Genomic DNA, 18024 nt, shown 5'->3' on the forward strand with positions numbered 1-18024 from the left:
TGCCGCCACACGCCGACGTGAACAATGTGATCACGTTCCTCAGAACGTCGCCTTTGCGGTCAGAAGAAATGCGCGGCCCGGCTCGTAAAGCGGCGTGACATTGCCGAATTCCTGGCCGTAGGTGGCGCGGTCGGAATAGGTTTCGTCGAACACGTTCTTCACTTCGGCACGGAAGGTGAAGTGCTGCATCGTCTCCGGCTTCCACTCGGCGAAGACGTTGACCACCGTATAGGCCTTGTAAGGGTCGCCGGCGCTGACATGGTCATATTCCGGCGCATATTCCAGATCGCCGCCAATGGTCAGGCCCCAATCCACGAACGTATGGGTCGCGGTGAGCGTAAAGATGTCGCCGACCGGCGTGGCAAGGTAGTTGCCGGAGTCGGAATCTGCAGGCGCCCCGTTCACGTCTACGTCCACATGCGCGTATTTCACCTTTACCGAACTGTCGGTCCATGCGTAGCCGGCGCCAAGCTCGAAGCCCCTGGAATCGAGATCCTTGTTGATCAGCGCACCTTCCGCCGCCGTCCGATAGGCTGCGACGCGGGCATTGTTGATCTTGGTCCGGAATAGGCTGGCTTCCGCCGTGAAACCTTCATAATGGGCTTCGAGGCCGATCATGTAATTGTTGGCGGTAACGACCTTCGGACCGTCCGCGCCGTAATCCCAGGCCGGGTTCATGATGAAGTTTTCCGCAAGCGGAATGCCTGCCCAGACATGCGAAAAACCGGCCTTGGCGGTGAGGAAATCCGTCAGGTCATATTCGCCGGAAATATTGGCGCTGAGGCCGCTATTGTCGAATTCCGAGCCGTTGACGCCGGTGAACCACTGATGGTCGGCGCGACCGCCGAACGAAAGGCGGGTATGATCCCACGGCTCGAGACGCGCCTGCGCGTAGATGCCGACATTGGTCGCCTTTTCTGTGCCGGGCTCGAACGGATCGTCGAGGTCCGCCTTGTCACTGTAGAAATCGATGCCGGCGACGATATTGCCGATGTCCAAGGCGAACTTGTTCTCGAACTTGCCGTTGAAGCTCGAGGTCTCGCCGGTATCAGTATAGAGATAGCCGGGCGGGCCGAAGATCGGCACCTTCACCTCGGTGGAGCTGTAGGCCAGCTGAAATTTCGGATCCCACCAGCCTTCGGGCGACGTGTCCGTATAGGTGAAGACAGTGTTCTGCCGGTCCATGCGATAGTCGCGCACGCGCGGTTCCCATGGGCGGCCGGTATCGACGAAACCTGCATTGGCGCGGAAGGGACGCGGGGCGTCATCGACAACACGGTCATGGCTCAATTCGAAACGGTGGCCGTCTTGGGTCTCGTAAGCGATCTTGCCGAGACCGCTCAGGATATTGGTGCTGGTGCCGCCCACTTCATGACCATTGCCGGCGACGAAATCGTCACCCTTGCCGAAGGTGAAGTAGCCGAGGAATTCGAAACCCTCGTGCTTGCCATAGGCCGAAACACCGGTCGTCACCGTGTCGCTGTTGAAATTGTAGGTCGACGTCACGAAGCCGCCGATCGATTGGCCGGGCGCCAGAAGGTCCGCCGCATCCTTGGTCTCGTAATTGATCGAGCCCGCCAGAGCGCCGGGGCCGGCATCGGCCGGCGCGATGCCGGCGTCGACATCGACGGCCTTCAGAATAGACGGGTCGATTAGGTTGGTGGCATTGTGGTGGAAGACCTTGTTGTTCTGCCGGGCGCCATCGATGCTGACCGCAAGATTGGTCTCTTCCACGCCGTGAACATAGACCTTCTGCGACATCGGCAGCGAGCTGCCGACCTGGACGCCGGGTTCTTCGCGGAAGACGTCGGCGAGATCGGTCGGGTTGATGCGCTCCAGCTGCTCCTGGCCGATGACCGTTTCGCCGACATCGCCTTCCGCACTGGGCTGACCGTCGAGCACGATCGGGCGGAGGGTGGTGGTACCCTCCGCCGAACCTGCTCCGCCGGCCGCCGCCGGTGCGCCGATCACAGCGGTTCCATTATTGATCCGATAGCTGACGCCCGTGCCGGACAGCAGGCGGGCCAGCGCTTGGTCCGGCGTCAGGTTGCCGCTGACCGGCTGGGCCGTGACGCCTTGGGAGGTCGAAGCGGCAAGCGTCACCTGCAGGCCGGACTGGCGGCCGAAGGCGTTCAAAGCCGAGGCAAGCGGCTGTGCGGGAATATTGAAGTTGCGGGTGGCGGTCTGTGCCATGGCGGGGCGAGTGACGATCGGGCTTGCCACGATTGCCGCAGCAGCTACCGTCGCCATCAAGCCCAATGCAAAGGCTTTCTTTTTGGCCTTCGGCTCCGCGCCACGCAAAACTCCACTTACCGGCAAACTCATCCGCCCCGTCTCCTGATTACGCGATGTGTACGCCAAGCCCCCCGGCCAGCGTTTCAAGCGTAGAGACGACTGCACGCGGCAGTTTTTTCACCGCTCGTGAAAATTTTCAGGAAAACTTAACGGCCTCAGAAAAGTGCCACGACACGAAGGTAAGGCAAAACATGATGCACCTTGCCGCCATAAGGCTGCACAAGAGCCTCAAGGGCACGATCAGGGTTCGACAGATCATAGAGGCCTGTGACGCGGCGATTGGCGAGATCGCCGCTCGGAATGCTGATCCAGGCAGGGTGGTAGCGTCGCAATTCCTCGACCACGGAAGCAATCGTCACGTCGTTGACGAATAGCTTGCCATTGCGCCAGGCGGCGATGTCGTCCGGCGAAAGCCGATTGCGCGACGCTTTACCGTCTGCTCGCGCGACGGAAACGGAATCGCCCGGGGAAAGCTCGAACCGGTGTGAAGTGCCTTCCACCGAAAGGCCGACCAGACCGCGCAACAGCTCGACCGTCGTGTCTTCCGGCTTCATATGCACGTCGAAGGCAGTGCCGAGAACCGTAACTTGGACGCCCGCGGCATTGACGACGAACGGCCGTGCTGGATCATGTTTGACATCGAAAAAGGCCTCGCCCGCAAGCAGGGTCACATTGCGCGCACCATCGGCGAAATCGGTGTCGATTGCGCTTTTCGGCCCGAGCTCGACCACCGTGCCGTCGTCGAGGGTGATCTTGCGAAGTTCTGCCGTTTTCGTGCGGAAATCCGCCTGATACCGGAGAAACAGGGAGGGGCCGGCAAGCGCCAGCACAAGACAGGCTGCCAGCGCAAGCGCCACACCAACACCCCAGGCGCGGCGGCGCGGCCGGAGCGTGACGATTTTCGTCTGGGTTGCCGGTCGCCATAGATCCTCGTGGATCGGCGTGGTTTCGCCCATCAGCTCCCAGGTTCTACAGGCTTTCAGCCACGCCTCACGATGAGAGGGCGAGAAGTCAAGCCACCGGCCGAACTCCTGCTCGTCGCCGGGCGCGCGCGATGGCTCACGCAGGCGCAGGAACCAGTCCATAGCCTCTTCCAGAATGCTTTCGTCCGTTTCGCCCTGCCGTGCCAAGTCTTTAACCTGCTTCGGATATCCCGCATTTTACAAAGCATGTCGCGATCCTATGGATTCGCTTTTGACGCTTTGGATTTCTGCTTTCACATGTCGTCATCGCAGAACCGTTACTCACATTTGCGCGAGATGCTTGTCCGAAATTTCCCTTTCATGCGTAGGAACGATTGAACAGTCCGGATTTTTCGCTTTTTGCAGCAATCAGGCATTTTTCCTGTCGAGCGCGGTAGCTATCTTCACCATGGCGGTACGGACGTGGCGATGGGCGGTGGCAACCGAAATGCCGAGATGGTCGGCGACGCCTTCCAATGTATGGCCGCCGAAGCGATACATTTCCACAGCAACCCGAATTTCTGTCGGCAATCCATCGAGGACGGCGGCGGCGACGCGCACTTCATCGGAATACATGACCGCCTGTTCGGGACTGTCGGCATGCTGCGGCACAGTCCAGAACGGCGGGTCTTCCGAATGGCCGCGATATTCGATCTTGCGGCGCTTCAGGACGTCGAAGGCGAGGTTGCGGACGATGCGATAGAGATAGGACGGTCCCTGGCGCGCGGTTTCGCTCGGCGCCTTGCCGGGCGCGAACCGCAGATAGGCTTCTTGAACGATATCCTCGGCCGCTTCGCGGGAGCCGAGAATACGCGCAGCATAATCCACCAGCGCGGGGCGGTGGGTCAGATAAACACTGTGCCGTTCTTCCGCGTCTGTGGTCATATGATCGAGAGGGCGAAATCTGTTTCACGCGCCGGGAGCCGGCAGGCGACGACGCCTGCCGGCTGCACGGCCGAATGGAATTGCACGTCCGAATTGCTCATCATGCCGGACGTCTATCTATCATCAAAAAGTTGATTGCAATAGTCATATTACGATGACGGCAGTACAGAGGTGAAAATCCGTGCCGCTCTGCATCGCCAATTCGGGTCCCAGCGATGCCGGAAAGGGCCTATCCTGCCACTCGTTTCAACGGCATTACCGGCACATTATGATTGCACCAGAGACCGAAGACCTCGCCCAGCCGCGCCTTCAGCCTGAATTCCTGCCGATCGGCTTCATCAAGGCGCTGGAAGACCGCCGCTGCGTGCGTCCTGTCACCCGTCTGGCCAAGCTTCATGCAAGAGTAATGCAGATTCTTGAGCGCCTGGAATAGCGCCTCTATCTCCTCACACCAGGCTTCGAACTCGGACGCCGGCAGCTTCAGTGCCCGCCAGAAGAACGCGAAGCCGTGTTCGTAGGCATATTTGCGGATGGCGATGATCGGCAGTTCGCGCACTGCGGCGGTCAGATCGGCGAGCGTCAGACCATCGTAGCCTTCCAGATGGGCGGTAACGATACTGCGGACCGCATCGGCAATTGGATTGCGGTCTGGCACGAAGCAGGCTTCGAAATAAGCCTTTAAATCTTCCGGCGCCGGATTGCGGGCCAGTGCGTTGTCAAAGACATATCCGCCACCGACGGTCGGCTGCATGATGGCATTGATGACCGTCTTCCGATCGATCTCTCCTTCCCAGCGATAGTCAGGATCGTGCACGAACCATTTTTCCGGATCGGCGGTCTTCTGCAGCATGAGGTAGTGCGGGAAGGGGTTCTGGTTGAACTTGTTCTCGCGCTCCGGCAGGTGGAACATGTCGAGCATGACCATGACCGAGCCTGTCTCCCGCCGGTTCTCGACGAGGTCGATCAGCGTCTCGAGGTTTTCCGCCTTCGATTTTGCGGGATTGTACCATTCGCGGATCGGCACCGTGTAGAGCTGGGTGAACCATTCGCGGAAGAAATCCTGTTTGATCTCCGGGGAATGGTAGAGAAGTTCGAACCGGTCGCTGACGGTGAATTTCACGTCCCAGACGCCGAAATAGAAGGGCCGCTGATCGAGCCCGTTCCGCTTCAGCCCGTCGCAGACGCAGCTGACGAAGCAATGCACCTTGATGTCGTAATAGGCTTCGCCGTGAACGCCTTCATCCGTCGTGCCGCCGGTCATCGGGAAAGCCGGAACCGCAAGTTTCGGCAGGTATAGGCCGACGAGGTCCGCCACGGTTTCAAGGTCCTGGCTGGCGATCGCCTCTTCCGGCATGGCCAGATTATATTCCAGCTCCAGATTGAGCAGGATCTGCAGGATCAGCACTGAATCGAGATAGAGGTCCTCGTTTAGTCGTGCTTCAAAGGCAAAACCCTGCATATGCGGATGGGCCATCTGCTCGGTTAGCAGCGTTTGAATGGCGGCCAAAATTTCGTCGCGGCTCATGACGCGGCTCCTGCGGCCAAAGTGTTGAATTCGCCGGCCGCATGCCGGGCGGCAACCTCGCGGCGGCTGATCTTGCCGTTGGCCTGGCGCGGGATTTCGGCGACCTCGATCATTTCCATCGGCAGCTGGTGGCTGGCGAGGTGTCGGCCGCACCATTCGCGGATATCCTGCGGCGTTACCGGCTGATGAGTGCTGTAGAGCAGCGCCACCCGCTCGCCGGCAAAGCGGTCCGCCTTGCGGAAGGCCACCGCATCGGCAATCGGCGGCATGGCCATGACCGCATCCTCGACATCGCCCGGATAGACGTTGAGGCCCGAGACGTTGATCATGTCATCCATGCGCGACAGGAAGACCAGCATGCCGTCTTCGCGGCGATAGCCGAGATCGCTTGTATGGATTGCCGGACCGCCTTCGTCCTGCACGATGATCTCGCCGGCATCTTCGGCACTGGTTCCGGTCGAGAGTGCATGATGCGGTAGCACGAAGCCCATGTCGCCTGCAGCCTGCATATCCGGATTGATGGCGATGCAGCCCGATTCCGAGCAACCATATTGCTGGAATAACCACTCGCTCTTGGCGCGGATCTGGGTGAACCATGGGTCGGGCAGCAGCGTGCCTGAGGTCATCGCCGCATAAAGCTTTTCACCCTCAGGAATGAGGCGCGAGAGTGTATGCAGGATGGCCGGCGAGGAATAGAGGAGCGGTCGTTCGGTCTCGCGAAGCACTTTCAGGAGGTGTTTGGGGTTGGCGGTTTCGACGATGACGGGAACCTGCCCGCGCTTCAGCGCGACGAGGATGCCGCAGATCAGGCCGTAGGAATGGGTGGTCGGGCAGGCAATGACCGGCGTCATGTCTTCCGGTTCCCGGAAAGTCGCGACATAGCTTTCGACCTCCCGGTCGATCTCGCTCCAGGGGCGGGCGATGCATTTGGCAGCACCCGTCGTGCCGGAACTCATATGCAGCAGCCGGCCGGGGCCGATCGGCTCTTCTCTGGTCTCAAGCACCTCGGCTGTCAGGCTGTTGTAATAGAGCCGATCGCAGTTTGCGGTCATAGCCAGCTTGCGGGCTGCGGCATAGGGCGTGCCGGGATGAATGGGCAGCACGCTGGCGCCTGCCTTGCGGATGGCGAAGAAGAAGGACAGCCATTCGGGCGTATTGCTGAAGCAAACTGCAGAGCGGTCCGAACTTCCTTCGGTCAGCCCTACCTGCGCGGCGATGCGGCTTCCCGCCTCCTCGAAATATGCGCGATCGTAAAACTCTCCGTCGATACGGATCATGGTTTTCTCCTTCGTTCGGATGCCGGCGCGGCCAAGGCATTCGGAACCTCGTGGTGATATTCCGGCTTCAGCGCCAACAGCTTTCGGGTGATGAGGGATTCGGTAAGGATAAACGGCCGGTCGTGGCCGAGCTGCGCCTGACGCTGCTGCATGCCGCGTTCCTCGGCATAGGTGCTGATCAGCGCCTCGACGCGCTGCCAGAAGCGGAATTCCGGCAGTCCGTAGCAGACCTCGAGCAGGTGCGAGATCTCGGTGAGGTTGAAGACGAAGAGCGTGTCCATCACCAGTTCGCGCAGCGAGTCGAGATTGTCGGTCCAGTAATACTGGTCCGGTTCGGCGTCGTGGTAGATCGGGTTGAGGGACAGGAAATTTGGAGCCCTTTCCGGCTCGCGGAGAAAGTCGTATGAGAATTCGATGCTCTCGTGGAAATCCCGCAGGATGAGCCGTTCCGGCCAGCCATCGCGATGCACGAGCAGCATGTTCTGCCCATGGGCCTCTACCGCGATGCCGTGGTGAACGAGAAGATGCCAGACGGGAAGGATCGCGACTTCCAGAAGCCGGTTCATCCATGGCATCAGGCCGAAACGCTCGATCCATTCATCGGCAAACGGCTTGCCATCCGCCTCGATCATCATCAGGGCGTTGAAGGGAATGACCGCTTCGCCGGGCTGCAGCGTGGCTTCCGCATTCTCCCGCCAGATCGCGCCGATCTGGCCCGAAAGCGGCCCCTCCCGGTCAGCGATAATGCCGGCATATTCCTGCAGGATGGTGAGCGGATAGTCCGTCGCGAACAGCGGGTCGCTTCGGACGATGCCGGCGATCCAGGCGGAAAGTGCCGGCGCGGTGCAGACCGAATGCGGCTCCAGCGTCCGGCGCGACGACGTGCTGACGATGTTCATCGGCAGCTTGACGCTGGCGGCGAACGGCCGGTCGACGTTCAGGAGCGAGCGCACCGATTGTGTCGCCACATAGCGGTCGCCGTATTCTCCGAGATAATGCGCTTCGCCGGCCGCGATCCAGTTGGACAGAGATGTCTCGGCAAATGCCTTCCACTGCCAGGGATGCAGCGGCACGAGGCCGAATTCATCGGAAGAAAGCCCAAAACTGCCTTGCCTTGCCAGAAGGCTCGTAAAAGTCTCCTCACCCAGTTCCTTCAGCCAGAACGCCTCGTCCTGCTGTGGCAGCACCTGGTTCAGATGTTTGCGGGCGATGGCGAGCCAGCCGAGCCGAAAAGGCCTGCCTGTCTCCGGTCCATAGATCGCATGGTCCGTCAGCGAAAAGCCGGTGCGGGCCTTAAAGCACGGATGATAAGGATGCCCCTCGTCGACTGCGCCTTCCAGTGCGGTAAAGTTCATGTCGCGACGGGAGCCGCGGGAGATGTTGCGGTGGTTCCAATCGCAGAGCGTAACCGTCTGCTCCAGTTCGGCGAGCAGCTTTCCATGCGAAATACCGGTTCCAGGCAGTGCCGCGACGATCGCACCGAGCGGCGCGGTTTCCCAACGGCCGTTCTGGCTCAGGATTTCGACGGACTGCTCGCCGATCCGAAGACGTCCGAACGGCCCGACGTCCGCCTTGCAGCGAAATGCCCGGCCATCCAGCGACCATTCGAAATAGCCAGCAGTTTCGCGGGCTTCGATGACCCCCTCGAAAAGCAGGGCCGCCACCAGCTGGCGCAGCACGCGGTCGCGGGCATTGCCCGGTGTTTCAAGAGGCAATGGCATGGTCTGCTCTCGGCGCTGCAAGCGCGATCGGAACGCGAAGCGGATTGGGAACCGACCGGTACAGTCCGTGTCCGCTGCTCGATTGAAGTTCGTCGACATCGAAGAGGCGCGTGGTGAGGTTCGCCTTGGATGTGATCGTCGGCAGGTCGAGCACGTGACGGGCAAAGTCGCGGCCGGCGCCGGACATCGTCGCGGCGCAGTCTTCCAGATGCGCGCGAAGCGTCACGAGAAGAATGCCTTCATCGCACAGACCATCATGGCCGATGCGGCTGATGACGGAAAACACCTGGTTGACGATCAGGTAATAGGCGAAGCGGTCGCGGATCTCCGCGTCGGAAAAATAGAGCGATGCGATCGTCTCGGTTTCCGGCACATAGGCAGCGAGCCGGCCGCGATGGTTTTCGGAGAGATAGAAGCCCTGGTTGTCGCGATAATAGCTGGCCGTAGGGTAACCGGCGCGTATGTTGAGAAGACTGTTCTGCTGATGGGCTTCAAGCGCGACGCCGTGTTCGTCATAGAGCCTGATCAGCGGCTCGACGGCGCAGGCGAGATAATGCCGGAACCAGGCGAGCGCCGTATTGGAAATGCCGTCGCCGCTTTTTGCCGCCAGCTTCCGGATGATCCGTTCCAGTCGTGACAGGTCGCCGGGCAGCGGATCGGCGGTCAGCGCGGCAAGCGTGACGATGCCCCGCGCGCCGTCGCCCCGGAAGGGATTTTCGCGCAGGATGACTTCGAAACCGCTTTCCTCGCGGCCGGGCATGTCGAGGGTGATATAGGCGGGATCCTCGATGATGCGGAAGTTCGTGAAACGCGCCGCAAAACCGATGCCCTGCATCAGCTTTGCCATCGCCACACCCGCTTCGAGCTCCGGCCGGCGGTTGATGCGGACGGAATTGGTGATCCGCACCGGCAGGGAGAATTTCAGCATCCACTCGCTATCGGCGCTGTAGACCGTGCGGACGGACGAGGTCGCGGTGAACAGCGATCCCGCCGGGCCGAGATGGCGCAACTGCCCATCGCGCTGCATCGCCTGCACGTCCGGATCGAAAAGCAGCGCTTCCGCCTGAAGCGGATGCATCGGGATGAGGCATTCGTCGGATGCGATGTCGAGCTGATCAGCGCATGCGCCGAGCCCGGAGCGGATAATCTCGGATGCCTGCAGGCCTCTCGCCGAAGCTTCGCGGATATCCGCATGTTTGGCTGCAAAATAATGCAGCTGAAACTGGCCGCGGAGCTCCGGCGCATACCGTTCCTGTTGCCAGAAGGTCATGCCCTGCCGGCTTTTCGGTGTCGGGTGTTGCCAGTGTCCGAAGACGAGCGATTGCTCCGCCTCGATGAAATGGCCCTCGCCTCTCGGAGCAGGCGTCGCCTTATCGAGATAGAGCGCCATCTGCTGGTAGCTGTCGAGAACCCGCACCAGTAATTCCAGCTCGAAACTGCGCAGGGTTTCGGTTCGCGAGGTTTCGGGGCGGCCCTCTTCGATCTGCCGGTAGGCCTCGTGGATCAGAAGATGCAGGGCGGAAAGCGGCTCGCTCGGTCGCCAGGCCGTGTCGGATGTCGCCTTGATCCACAACCGGCCAAAATGCTGCGGGCCGCATAGGGAGGTGGACGTGATTTCGGCACGCAGCATCGATTGCTGGCGGGGCAGGGCCCATTCGATGCCGTTCACCGGCCCGCCCGGTGTCCGGTGGGTCACCGGCGTACCGGCATCGACCTCGCGCAGGTAGCAGTTCGCAAAACTCTGGAACGTCGCCGTTTCTGCCGCTTGCCTTGACGATTGCATTTTTCCATCCCCGTTGCACGAGGCAACGAATTTATTGCGCTGTTGCGATCAGCGGGGAGCATGCGCTCATCCGCATCGGACGCCGGTGCTCACCGACAGCGGGCGGAGGTCATCGACACGCGCCGGGTGCGATCGACGGCAGCGGTCGCCAAACGCCGGAAGATATTGCGGACGGGAGATACGTGGAGTTGGGACTTCATTCGTAGGGCTCGCTGCGATAATCCGGACGGGCGCCGGCACTCGGCGCATTCAGGATCGAAGACGACCCGGCCTTCCGTTTTTTTCACCCCCGCGCTCTTTTTTGCGCGGCGAGTGCCGGAATTTTATTCGCCGGCGATCGCATCCGACGAATCCGGTTGACAGCGAAGGGCAATCATCGCACCTTAAACCTAGCGAGTGCTCGGTTTAATTAAGAGCCTCGGACCGGAGGAGGCAGGCGCGTCGCGCCTGACCGGTCGAACTCGGGAGGAAGATTGATGACCATCAGGATTTTGCCTGCAATTCGCCATGCCCGCCCCATTGGCGGCATGATCTTTTCGGTTGTGCTGGCGGCCGGCCTCTGTGCCACCGCCTCGGTCAGGGCCGATGACGGCAAGCCGGTTCGCGGCGGCACCATAACTGTGTCGCAGACGGCGGACGCCCAGCCGCGCAATATTCTCACGCTGCGCGCCGGCAACTCGCCCTGGGTCAAGAACGTCTTCGAGACGCTGACCCAGACGGATCCCGAGACCTTCGAGGTCAAGCCGCTGCTCGCAAAGTCGTGGAAAGTGGCCGCCGATGGGCTTTCGATGGATATCGTGTTGCGTGACGACGTGACCTTCCACACCGGCCGCAAGATGACGGCCGAGGACATCAAGTTCACGCTCGAAACCATGGCGCTGCCGGAAACGGCCGCCCAGGTTGGCTTCATCGCCAAGGAATTCCAGAGCATCGACGTCACCAGCGCGACGACGCTGACGATCAAGTTCAAGAAGCCGCTTGCCAATATCTTCGACCTGTTCGAAGAGGCCAACGTCATCGACAAGGAAACCTATGCCAAGCGCGAGGACGGCTCGCAGGTCATCGGCACCGGCCCGTTCAAATTCGCCAAATGGTCGCCCGGCGCTTCGATCATGCTGGAGCGTTACGATAGTTACCGCGACAAGAGCCTGCCCTATCTCGACTCGATCGAATTCGCTGTGATTACTGACAGTACGGCATCCGTCTCGGCGCTGCGCAGCGGTCGTTCCGTGATGGCCACCGGTCTTTCGCAGAACGATCTGGTCGAGTTTACCAACAATCCGCAATATCAGTTCGTGAATTCGGGCGGCACGATCTTTCCGCTCGGCGTCAACGTCACCAAGGCGCCGTTCGACAAGAAGGAAGTCCGCCAAGCGCTCGGATATGCGATCGACCGCCAGCGCATCAACGACCAGGTCTTCGGCGGCATCGGTGTCCCGACCGATCTTTTCTGGGGCGTCGGTTCGCCGGGTTATGGCAAGGATCAGGCGCTGCATTATGGCTACGACCCGAAGAAGGCCAAGGCGCTGGTCGAGAAGGCCGGAGCGACGGGCGCCAAGGTGCCGATCGTCGTGCCCTCCATCCCGGCCAACCGCAGCATATTCGAGATCGTCCAGAACAATCTGAAGGAAATCGGCCTTGCGCCGGAAGCGGTGGTGCTCGATGTCGCCGATTTCGACAAGCGGCAGGTCGCCGGCGATCTCGGCCCGGCGTTTATCCTGATCCACGGCCAGGTCGGGTTCAGCACCGCGACGCTGCTCTCCTCGCTGCCGTCGCTGCGCCAGGGCAATCCGTCCGGTTTCTGGTCGGACCAGTATGCGACGCTGCGCAATGCGGTGACGGCGGCGAATTCGCCCGAAGCGACCGACAAGGCCGTCAAGGCGCTGTCCGATTACATGCTCGACGAAGCATTCAGCCTGTCGCTGGTGCAGACGCCCGGCCAGACGATCCTCTCGGACACGGTGAAGGGCGTCAAGGCGACGCTTCGGTCGCAGATGTTGTTCGGCCAGGCCTATCTGGCCGAATGACCTGATCGGCAGAACGAGATGCTGACATTCTTCCTCAAGAAGCTCCCGTCGGTAGTGATGGTGGCGATCGCAAGTTCGGTGATCGCCTTCGTCCTGCCGCGGCTGGCGCCCGGAGATCCCGCCGTGGCGCTGGCGGGATCGGACGCGAGCCCGGAGCAGCTCGCCGCCGTGCGTGACCAACTCGGCTTGAACGGGTCACTTTACGAGCAGTATTTCCATTGGATCTGGAACCTGCTGCATGGCGATCTCGGCCGCTCCTTCGCGATGCGCCGCCCGGTCGCGACATTGATCTCCAGCCGGTTGGAAAGCACGATCGAGCTTGCGGCGCTGGCGCTCGTCCTGATGATCATCATCGGCTTCACGCTCGGCATCCTGTCGGCCACACTGCGCAACCAGACGACCAAGGCAGCGCTCGACGTCGTCAACACGATCTGTCTCGCGACGCCTCCCTTTCTCACCGGCCTGCTGCTGATCCTGCTGCTCGGCATCGCCTTTCCGATCCTGCCCGTCAGCGGCGAGATGGGCCTTCTGCGCGATCCGGTGAAAGGCCTGCAATATCTCATCCTGCCGGCCTTCGCGCTGGCGCTGCCGCAGGCGGCCGTCGTGGCAAGGCTCCTGGCGACGGCGATCAACTCTGTCCGCGGCGAGGATTTCATCGATCTCGCCAAGGCCAAGGGCGTGCCTCCGGGCCGCCTGATGCGCCGCCATCTGCTGCGCAACAGCCTTGGCCCGGCGATCGTCGCGATCGGGTTGCGGGCCGGCGAACTGCTCGGTGGCGCCATCGTCATCGAGGCGATCTTCGCCCGTAACGGGCTCGGCCAGCTTGCGGTCTCCAGCGTCCAGAACCGCGACTATCTCGTGCTGCAGGCGCTGATCCTGGGTGCGGTGCTGATCGCCGTCCTCATCCAGCTTCTCTCTGAAATCACCATCGCGGCGCTCGATCCGCGCATCCGGCTGGAGGGTTGACGATGACCGTGCCGCAATCGAAGCCGATGCATCGCCGCTGGTTCAACCCGTCGATCGCCCGTTACATGGAGGCGTTTACCACGACGCGCGGCATTGCGGCGCTGACGGCGATCATCCTCATCTCGGCGCTCGCCTTCCTGGCGCCGGTCGTCTTTCCCGGCGGTTACGACGTGCAATCGCGGGAATCGTTGCGCGCGCCGTCATTCCTTCATTTCTTCGGAACCGACGAACTTGGCCGCGACCTTTTTGTGCGCAGTATTTATGGCCTGCGCTCCGACCTGGCGCTCGTCTATTTCGCCGTGCCGGTCAGCATGGTGGCCGGCACGCTGCTTGGGTTGATCGGTGCGGTGTCGCCGCGGCTCGGCAGTTTCGTGCAGCGCTGCCTCGATATCATTGTCGGTTTTCCCGGCCTCATCCTCGGCATTTGCGTTGTGCTGGTGCTTGGCGCCGGCTGGACGGCGCTGCTGGTGGTGATCGTCGTTTCCGGCCTGCCGGGCTTCGGACGTCTGGCCCGCGCGACGCTGCTCTCCCAGCAGCAACGGGAATATGTGATCGCAGCACGCACGCTCGGGGTCGGCAAGTGGCAGATCATGGTTCGCCATATCCTGCCCAATGCCGTCGATCCGATCATTGTACAGGGCGCCGTCTTCGTGGTTTCAGCGATCTTCATCGAGGCCGCACTCAGCATCGTCGGGCTCGGATTGCAGCCGCCGGAACCGTCGCTCGGCACGCTGCTCAACAACGGCATACGCTATATCAGCCGAGCGCCGACCTATGTGCTCGGCCCGACCGTCATCCTCATTATCGTCGCACTTGCCTTCAGCATGCTGGCTGATGCGCTCAACGCCACGGTGAACCGCAAATGACCGATATTGCAGTCCAATCCGTGGCACCTCTGCTGAATGTCGAAGGATTGTCCGCCTCCTTCGCCGGCCGGCATGCGACCATCCGCATCATCGACAACGTTTCCTTCGAGGTGAAACCGCGCCGGGTTCTCGGCATCGTCGGCGAATCCGGCTCCGGCAAGTCGGTCACCGTGCGCTCCATCCTCGACATGCTGCGAAATCCCGGCCGGGTCGATAGCGGCACGGTGATGTTCAACGGCCGCGACCTCGTCGGCCTGCCGGAAGCCGAAATGCGCAAGATCCGTGGCAAGCGTATTGCCATGGTCTTCCAGGACCCGCAGGCGGCGTTGAACCCGGTGATGACCGTCGGCGAGCAGATCGCCGAGGCGCTTGTCGTCCACGGCGCAAGCCGGGCGGCGGCACGCGAGCGGGCCTTCGAACTGCTGCGCCAGGTCGGCATTCCCGATGTGGAGCGCAATTTCGACCAGTATCCGCACCAGTTTTCCGGCGGCATGCGCCAGCGCGTGGTGATTGCCATCGCGCTGGCCAACAAACCGTCGCTTTTGATCGCCGACGAACCGACCACCGCGCTCGACGTGACGATCCAGGCGCAGATTCTGCGGCTTCTCTGCGATCTGAAGGACGAACTCGGCCTGTCGATCATCATGATAACCCATGACATGGGCGTGGTGGCGGAACTCTGCGACGACCTCGTCGTCATGTATGGCGGCCGAGTGGTGGAGCGCGGCACGGTCGCCGACGTTTTCTCCGCGCCGCGCCACCCTTATACCGCCGCCTTGCTGCATTCCGTGCCGCGCATCGACAGCAATACAGGCAGCCAGTTGCGGGCCATTCCCGGCTCGCCGCCGACGCCGGCACGGCTGCCATCGGGTTGCGCCTTCCATCCGCGCTGCCGTTTTGCCGTGGAGCGCTGCCGCTCGGAGGTGCCGCGGCTTGAAGAATTGGCGCCTGCCCATTCCGCCGCCTGCTGGGTGAGCGCGGCTGACCGCATGTCCGTCCCGCCGGAAGAAGAGGGCCTTGTCCGCAAGGCCCGGCGGACCCTTTCTGCCAATCCGATCCTCCAAATCGAAGACCTCAGAACCGACGTCAATCGCGGTTCGGGTTCGTTCTTCTCCAAGGCGAAGCCGATCTTTGCGGTCGATGGCATATCGCTCGAGATCCGCCCCGGCGAAACGCTCGGCCTGGTCGGCGAATCGGGCTGCGGCAAGTCCACTTTGTCGCGCACCATCGTCGGCATCAGCCCGGTCGCCGGCGGCAAGATCACGGTGGCTGGCCGCGACGTCAGCGCGATGAACCCGGAAGATCGCGACACGATCGTCCGCACCATCCAGTATGTCTTCCAGGACCCATTCGCCTCGCTCAATCCGCGCCGCAGCATCGCGCAATCGCTTGGCGAAGCGCTCGGTGTCGCCGGTGTAAACGGCGAAAAGGCGCGAGAACGCTCAGTCGAACTGCTGTTGCGGGTAGGGTTGAACGAGGATTTCCTCGAACGTTACCCTTACGAGCTTTCCGGCGGCCAACGGCAGCGCGTCGGCATCGCCCGCGCGCTTGCCACCGAACCGAAGCTGCTGATCTGTGACGAGCCCGTCTCGGCGCTGGACGTCTCGATCCAGGCGCAGATCATCAACCTGCTCGAAGAACTGCGTGACGAGCTGGGTCTCGCTTATCTCTTCATCGCCCACGACCTTTCGGTAGTGCGGCATATCAGCGACAATGTCGCGGTCATGTATCTCGGCAAGATCGTCGAGATGGGTACGGCCGAACAGGTCTACGGCTCGCCGCAGCATCCCTATACGGCAGCGCTGATTTCCTCGACGCCGGAACCGGCGCTCGATGCACGGCAGGAGAAGATCGTGCTGGCCGGCGATATGCCGAGCCCGGCCAATCCGCCGAGCGGCTGCCGCTTCCGCACCCGCTGTCCGATCGGGCCGGCCTATTTTCCGGAGCGGGAAATCTGTTCCACCAGTTCGCCAAACCTCAAGGAAACTGCTACCGGACAGAAGGCTGCCTGTCACTTCGCGGGCACGCCGATCAAGGCCGGAACAAGGGATGAGGCCGGGAATGGATAAGCCGGAAGCAGACAAGAAGGCGACGCGCAGGAGCCCGCGAGGAGACATCCGGCGCAGGGCGATCCTCGATTCGGCGCTGAGGCTGTTTGCCGAGCGCGGCTTCAATTCCGCCAGCATCGCCGATATCGCCGCCGATGTCGGCATGACCCAGGCCGGCATGCTGCATCATTTCCCCTCCAAGGGCGCGCTGCTGCTTGCCGTCCTGCAGGAGCGCGAAGAGCGCAACGAGAAGGCCGAAAACGCCAGTCTGGACGAAGGTTTCGACTATCTCAGCACATTCCTGCGGACGCTGCGCGCCAACGAGAAAAAGCCGGCGCTGGTGCAGCTCTTCGCGATCCTTTCGGCCGAAAGCATCATTCAGGACCATCCCGCGCGCGACTGGTTCGTCGAACGCTACAGGCGTGTCGCGGCCTTCGTGACCGAGGAATTGAAGGATGTCTTCGACGAGGAAAAGCTGCCGCCCGGCATGACGCTCGAAACCTTCGCCCGGTGGATCATGGCCGTCGCCGACGGCATTCGCCTGCAATGGCTGCTCGAGCCGACGTCAGTCAGCCGCGAAACGTCGCTGATGCAGTTCTTCGCAATCCTGCGTCCCTATATGCGCGACCCCGATATGCACATCTCGCTGGATGAGCCGAGCGGAGATATACGCCGATGACCGATGCGGTTCTCGCCGGAAATGCCTGCTGCTGCTCGGCTTCCCGCAAGGGGAGGGGCGAGGTCGTATCCGCCGAGATAGAGCCGCAGACATCCGGCGCGCGACCGATCCACCGAGACGTGGCACTGCCCGGCGGATCATTCCTGATGGGCGATCATTTCGGCGAAGGTTATGCGGCGGATGGCGAGGGGACTGTCCACGCGGTGACGCTTGGCCCGTTCGCCATGGACGTGACATGCGTGACGGTGGCGCAGTTTGCGGATTTCGTTCAGGCGACCGGGTACCGGACCGACGCGGAGACCTACGGCAATTCAAGCGTTTTCCGGCTCGCCGTCGCGGCCGACCGGAGGGATATCCTGGGCTATCACGGTACGCCCTGGTGGCTTACCGTGCGCGGTGCAGACTGGCGCCACCCGTTCGGACCACTTTCCGGTATCGACGATCTGATGGACCATCCCGTCGTGCATGTCAGCCATGCCGATGCGCTTGCCTATTGCCAATGGGCCGGGCGCGACCTGCCGACCGAAGCGGAGTGGGAATATGCCGCCCGCGGCGGCATTGCGGGCAGGCGTTTCCCCTGGGGCGATGATCTGGAGGAGGGGGGGGGCCACCATGCCAATCTCTGGCAAGGCACTTTCCCGACCCGCAATACCGCCGCTGATGGCTGGCTGGCGACCGCGCCGGTCGAGACCTATACGCCGAACGGTTTCGGCCTCTACCAGATGGCCGGCAATGTCTGGGAATGGTGCGCCGACTGGTTTGATCGCGACTACTACACGCATTCGCCTTCCGACGATCCGGAAGGTCCCGCACGCGGGCAAAGAAGGGTCATGCGTGGCGGCTCTTATCTCTGCCACGCCTCCTATTGCAACCGTTACCGCGTGGCGGCGCGCAGTTCCAACACGCCGGGTTCGTCGAGCTGCAATCTCGGCTTCCGAACCGTTTCCCGCCGATCTTCATAGCGCATAAGGACAGGACGTACCGATTTGA

Annotated in this window: 13 protein-coding genes; 6 read left to right on the top strand and 7 right to left on the bottom strand. The window is 61.9% G+C overall.

What is annotated here, in order from left to right:
- Positions 1–39 precede the first annotated feature (39 nt).
- From KX729_RS14045 to KX729_RS14075, 7 genes are all read right to left on the bottom strand, one after another.
- Complete coding sequence (locus tag KX729_RS14045; RefSeq protein WP_219743074.1) at positions 40–2325, bottom strand: TonB-dependent receptor; 2286 nt, start codon at positions 2323–2325, stop codon at positions 40–42.
- A gap of 125 nt (positions 2326–2450) precedes the next feature.
- On the bottom strand, positions 2451–3425 hold the full coding sequence (locus tag KX729_RS14050) for a FecR family protein (RefSeq protein WP_219743075.1): 975 nt from the start codon (positions 3423–3425) through the stop codon (positions 2451–2453).
- Between the two features lie 201 nt (positions 3426–3626).
- The gene (locus tag KX729_RS14055) at positions 3627–4142 is read right to left on the bottom strand and encodes a sigma-70 family RNA polymerase sigma factor (protein ID WP_219743076.1); all 516 of its coding nucleotides are present in this window, start codon (positions 4140–4142) and stop codon (positions 3627–3629) included.
- A 229-nt stretch (positions 4143–4371) separates the two neighbouring features.
- Positions 4372–5667, bottom strand: a complete 1296-nt coding sequence (locus tag KX729_RS14060) for a DUF6005 family protein (protein ID WP_219743077.1) — start codon at positions 5665–5667, stop codon at positions 4372–4374.
- On the bottom strand, positions 5664–6944 hold the full coding sequence (locus tag KX729_RS14065; RefSeq protein ID WP_219743078.1) for an AMP-binding protein: 1281 nt from the start codon (positions 6942–6944) through the stop codon (positions 5664–5666). Before KX729_RS14065 ends, KX729_RS14060 begins: the two co-directional genes overlap by 4 nt.
- The gene (locus KX729_RS14070) at positions 6941–8665 is read right to left on the bottom strand and encodes an IucA/IucC family protein (RefSeq protein ID WP_219743079.1); all 1725 of its coding nucleotides are present in this window, start codon (positions 8663–8665) and stop codon (positions 6941–6943) included. The genes KX729_RS14065 and KX729_RS14070 overlap by 4 nt, the downstream gene beginning before the upstream one ends.
- Positions 8649–10448 carry an IucA/IucC family protein gene (locus tag KX729_RS14075; protein WP_219743080.1) on the bottom strand — a complete coding sequence of 600 codons (1800 nt, stop codon included), beginning with the start codon at positions 10446–10448 and terminating at the stop codon, positions 8649–8651. Before KX729_RS14075 ends, KX729_RS14070 begins: the two co-directional genes overlap by 17 nt.
- A gap of 476 nt (positions 10449–10924) precedes the next feature.
- On the opposite strand from KX729_RS14075, the gene KX729_RS14080 reads away from it, so the two are divergent.
- The 6 genes from KX729_RS14080 to KX729_RS14105 are packed head-to-tail and all read left to right on the top strand — an operon-like array spanning position 10925 to position 17996.
- Positions 10925–12475: an ABC transporter substrate-binding protein gene (locus KX729_RS14080; RefSeq protein WP_246617576.1), complete on the top strand. Its 1551-nt coding sequence runs from the start codon at positions 10925–10927 to the stop codon at positions 12473–12475.
- A gap of 18 nt (positions 12476–12493) precedes the next feature.
- Positions 12494–13441 carry an ABC transporter permease gene (locus KX729_RS14085; protein ID WP_219743081.1) on the top strand — a complete coding sequence of 316 codons (948 nt, stop codon included), beginning with the start codon at positions 12494–12496 and terminating at the stop codon, positions 13439–13441.
- A gap of 2 nt (positions 13442–13443) precedes the next feature.
- On the top strand, positions 13444–14307 hold the full coding sequence (locus KX729_RS14090; protein ID WP_219743082.1) for an ABC transporter permease: 864 nt from the start codon (positions 13444–13446) through the stop codon (positions 14305–14307).
- A complete protein-coding gene (locus tag KX729_RS14095) occupies positions 14304–16376 on the top strand; it encodes a dipeptide ABC transporter ATP-binding protein (RefSeq protein ID WP_219743083.1) in 2073 nt (690 codons plus the stop codon). Before KX729_RS14090 ends, KX729_RS14095 begins: the two co-directional genes overlap by 4 nt.
- The gene (locus tag KX729_RS14100; RefSeq protein WP_219743084.1) at positions 16369–17034 is read left to right on the top strand and encodes a TetR/AcrR family transcriptional regulator; all 666 of its coding nucleotides are present in this window, start codon (positions 16369–16371) and stop codon (positions 17032–17034) included. Before KX729_RS14095 ends, KX729_RS14100 begins: the two co-directional genes overlap by 8 nt.
- The gene (locus tag KX729_RS14105) at positions 17031–17996 is read left to right on the top strand and encodes a formylglycine-generating enzyme family protein (RefSeq protein ID WP_219743085.1); all 966 of its coding nucleotides are present in this window, start codon (positions 17031–17033) and stop codon (positions 17994–17996) included. Before KX729_RS14100 ends, KX729_RS14105 begins: the two co-directional genes overlap by 4 nt.
- Positions 17997–18024: the final 28 nt, after the last annotated feature.

Origin of the sequence: Neorhizobium populisoli (genome assembly GCF_019430945.1) — a bacterium.
GTDB lineage: Bacteria > Pseudomonadota > Alphaproteobacteria > Rhizobiales > Rhizobiaceae > Neorhizobium > Neorhizobium populisoli.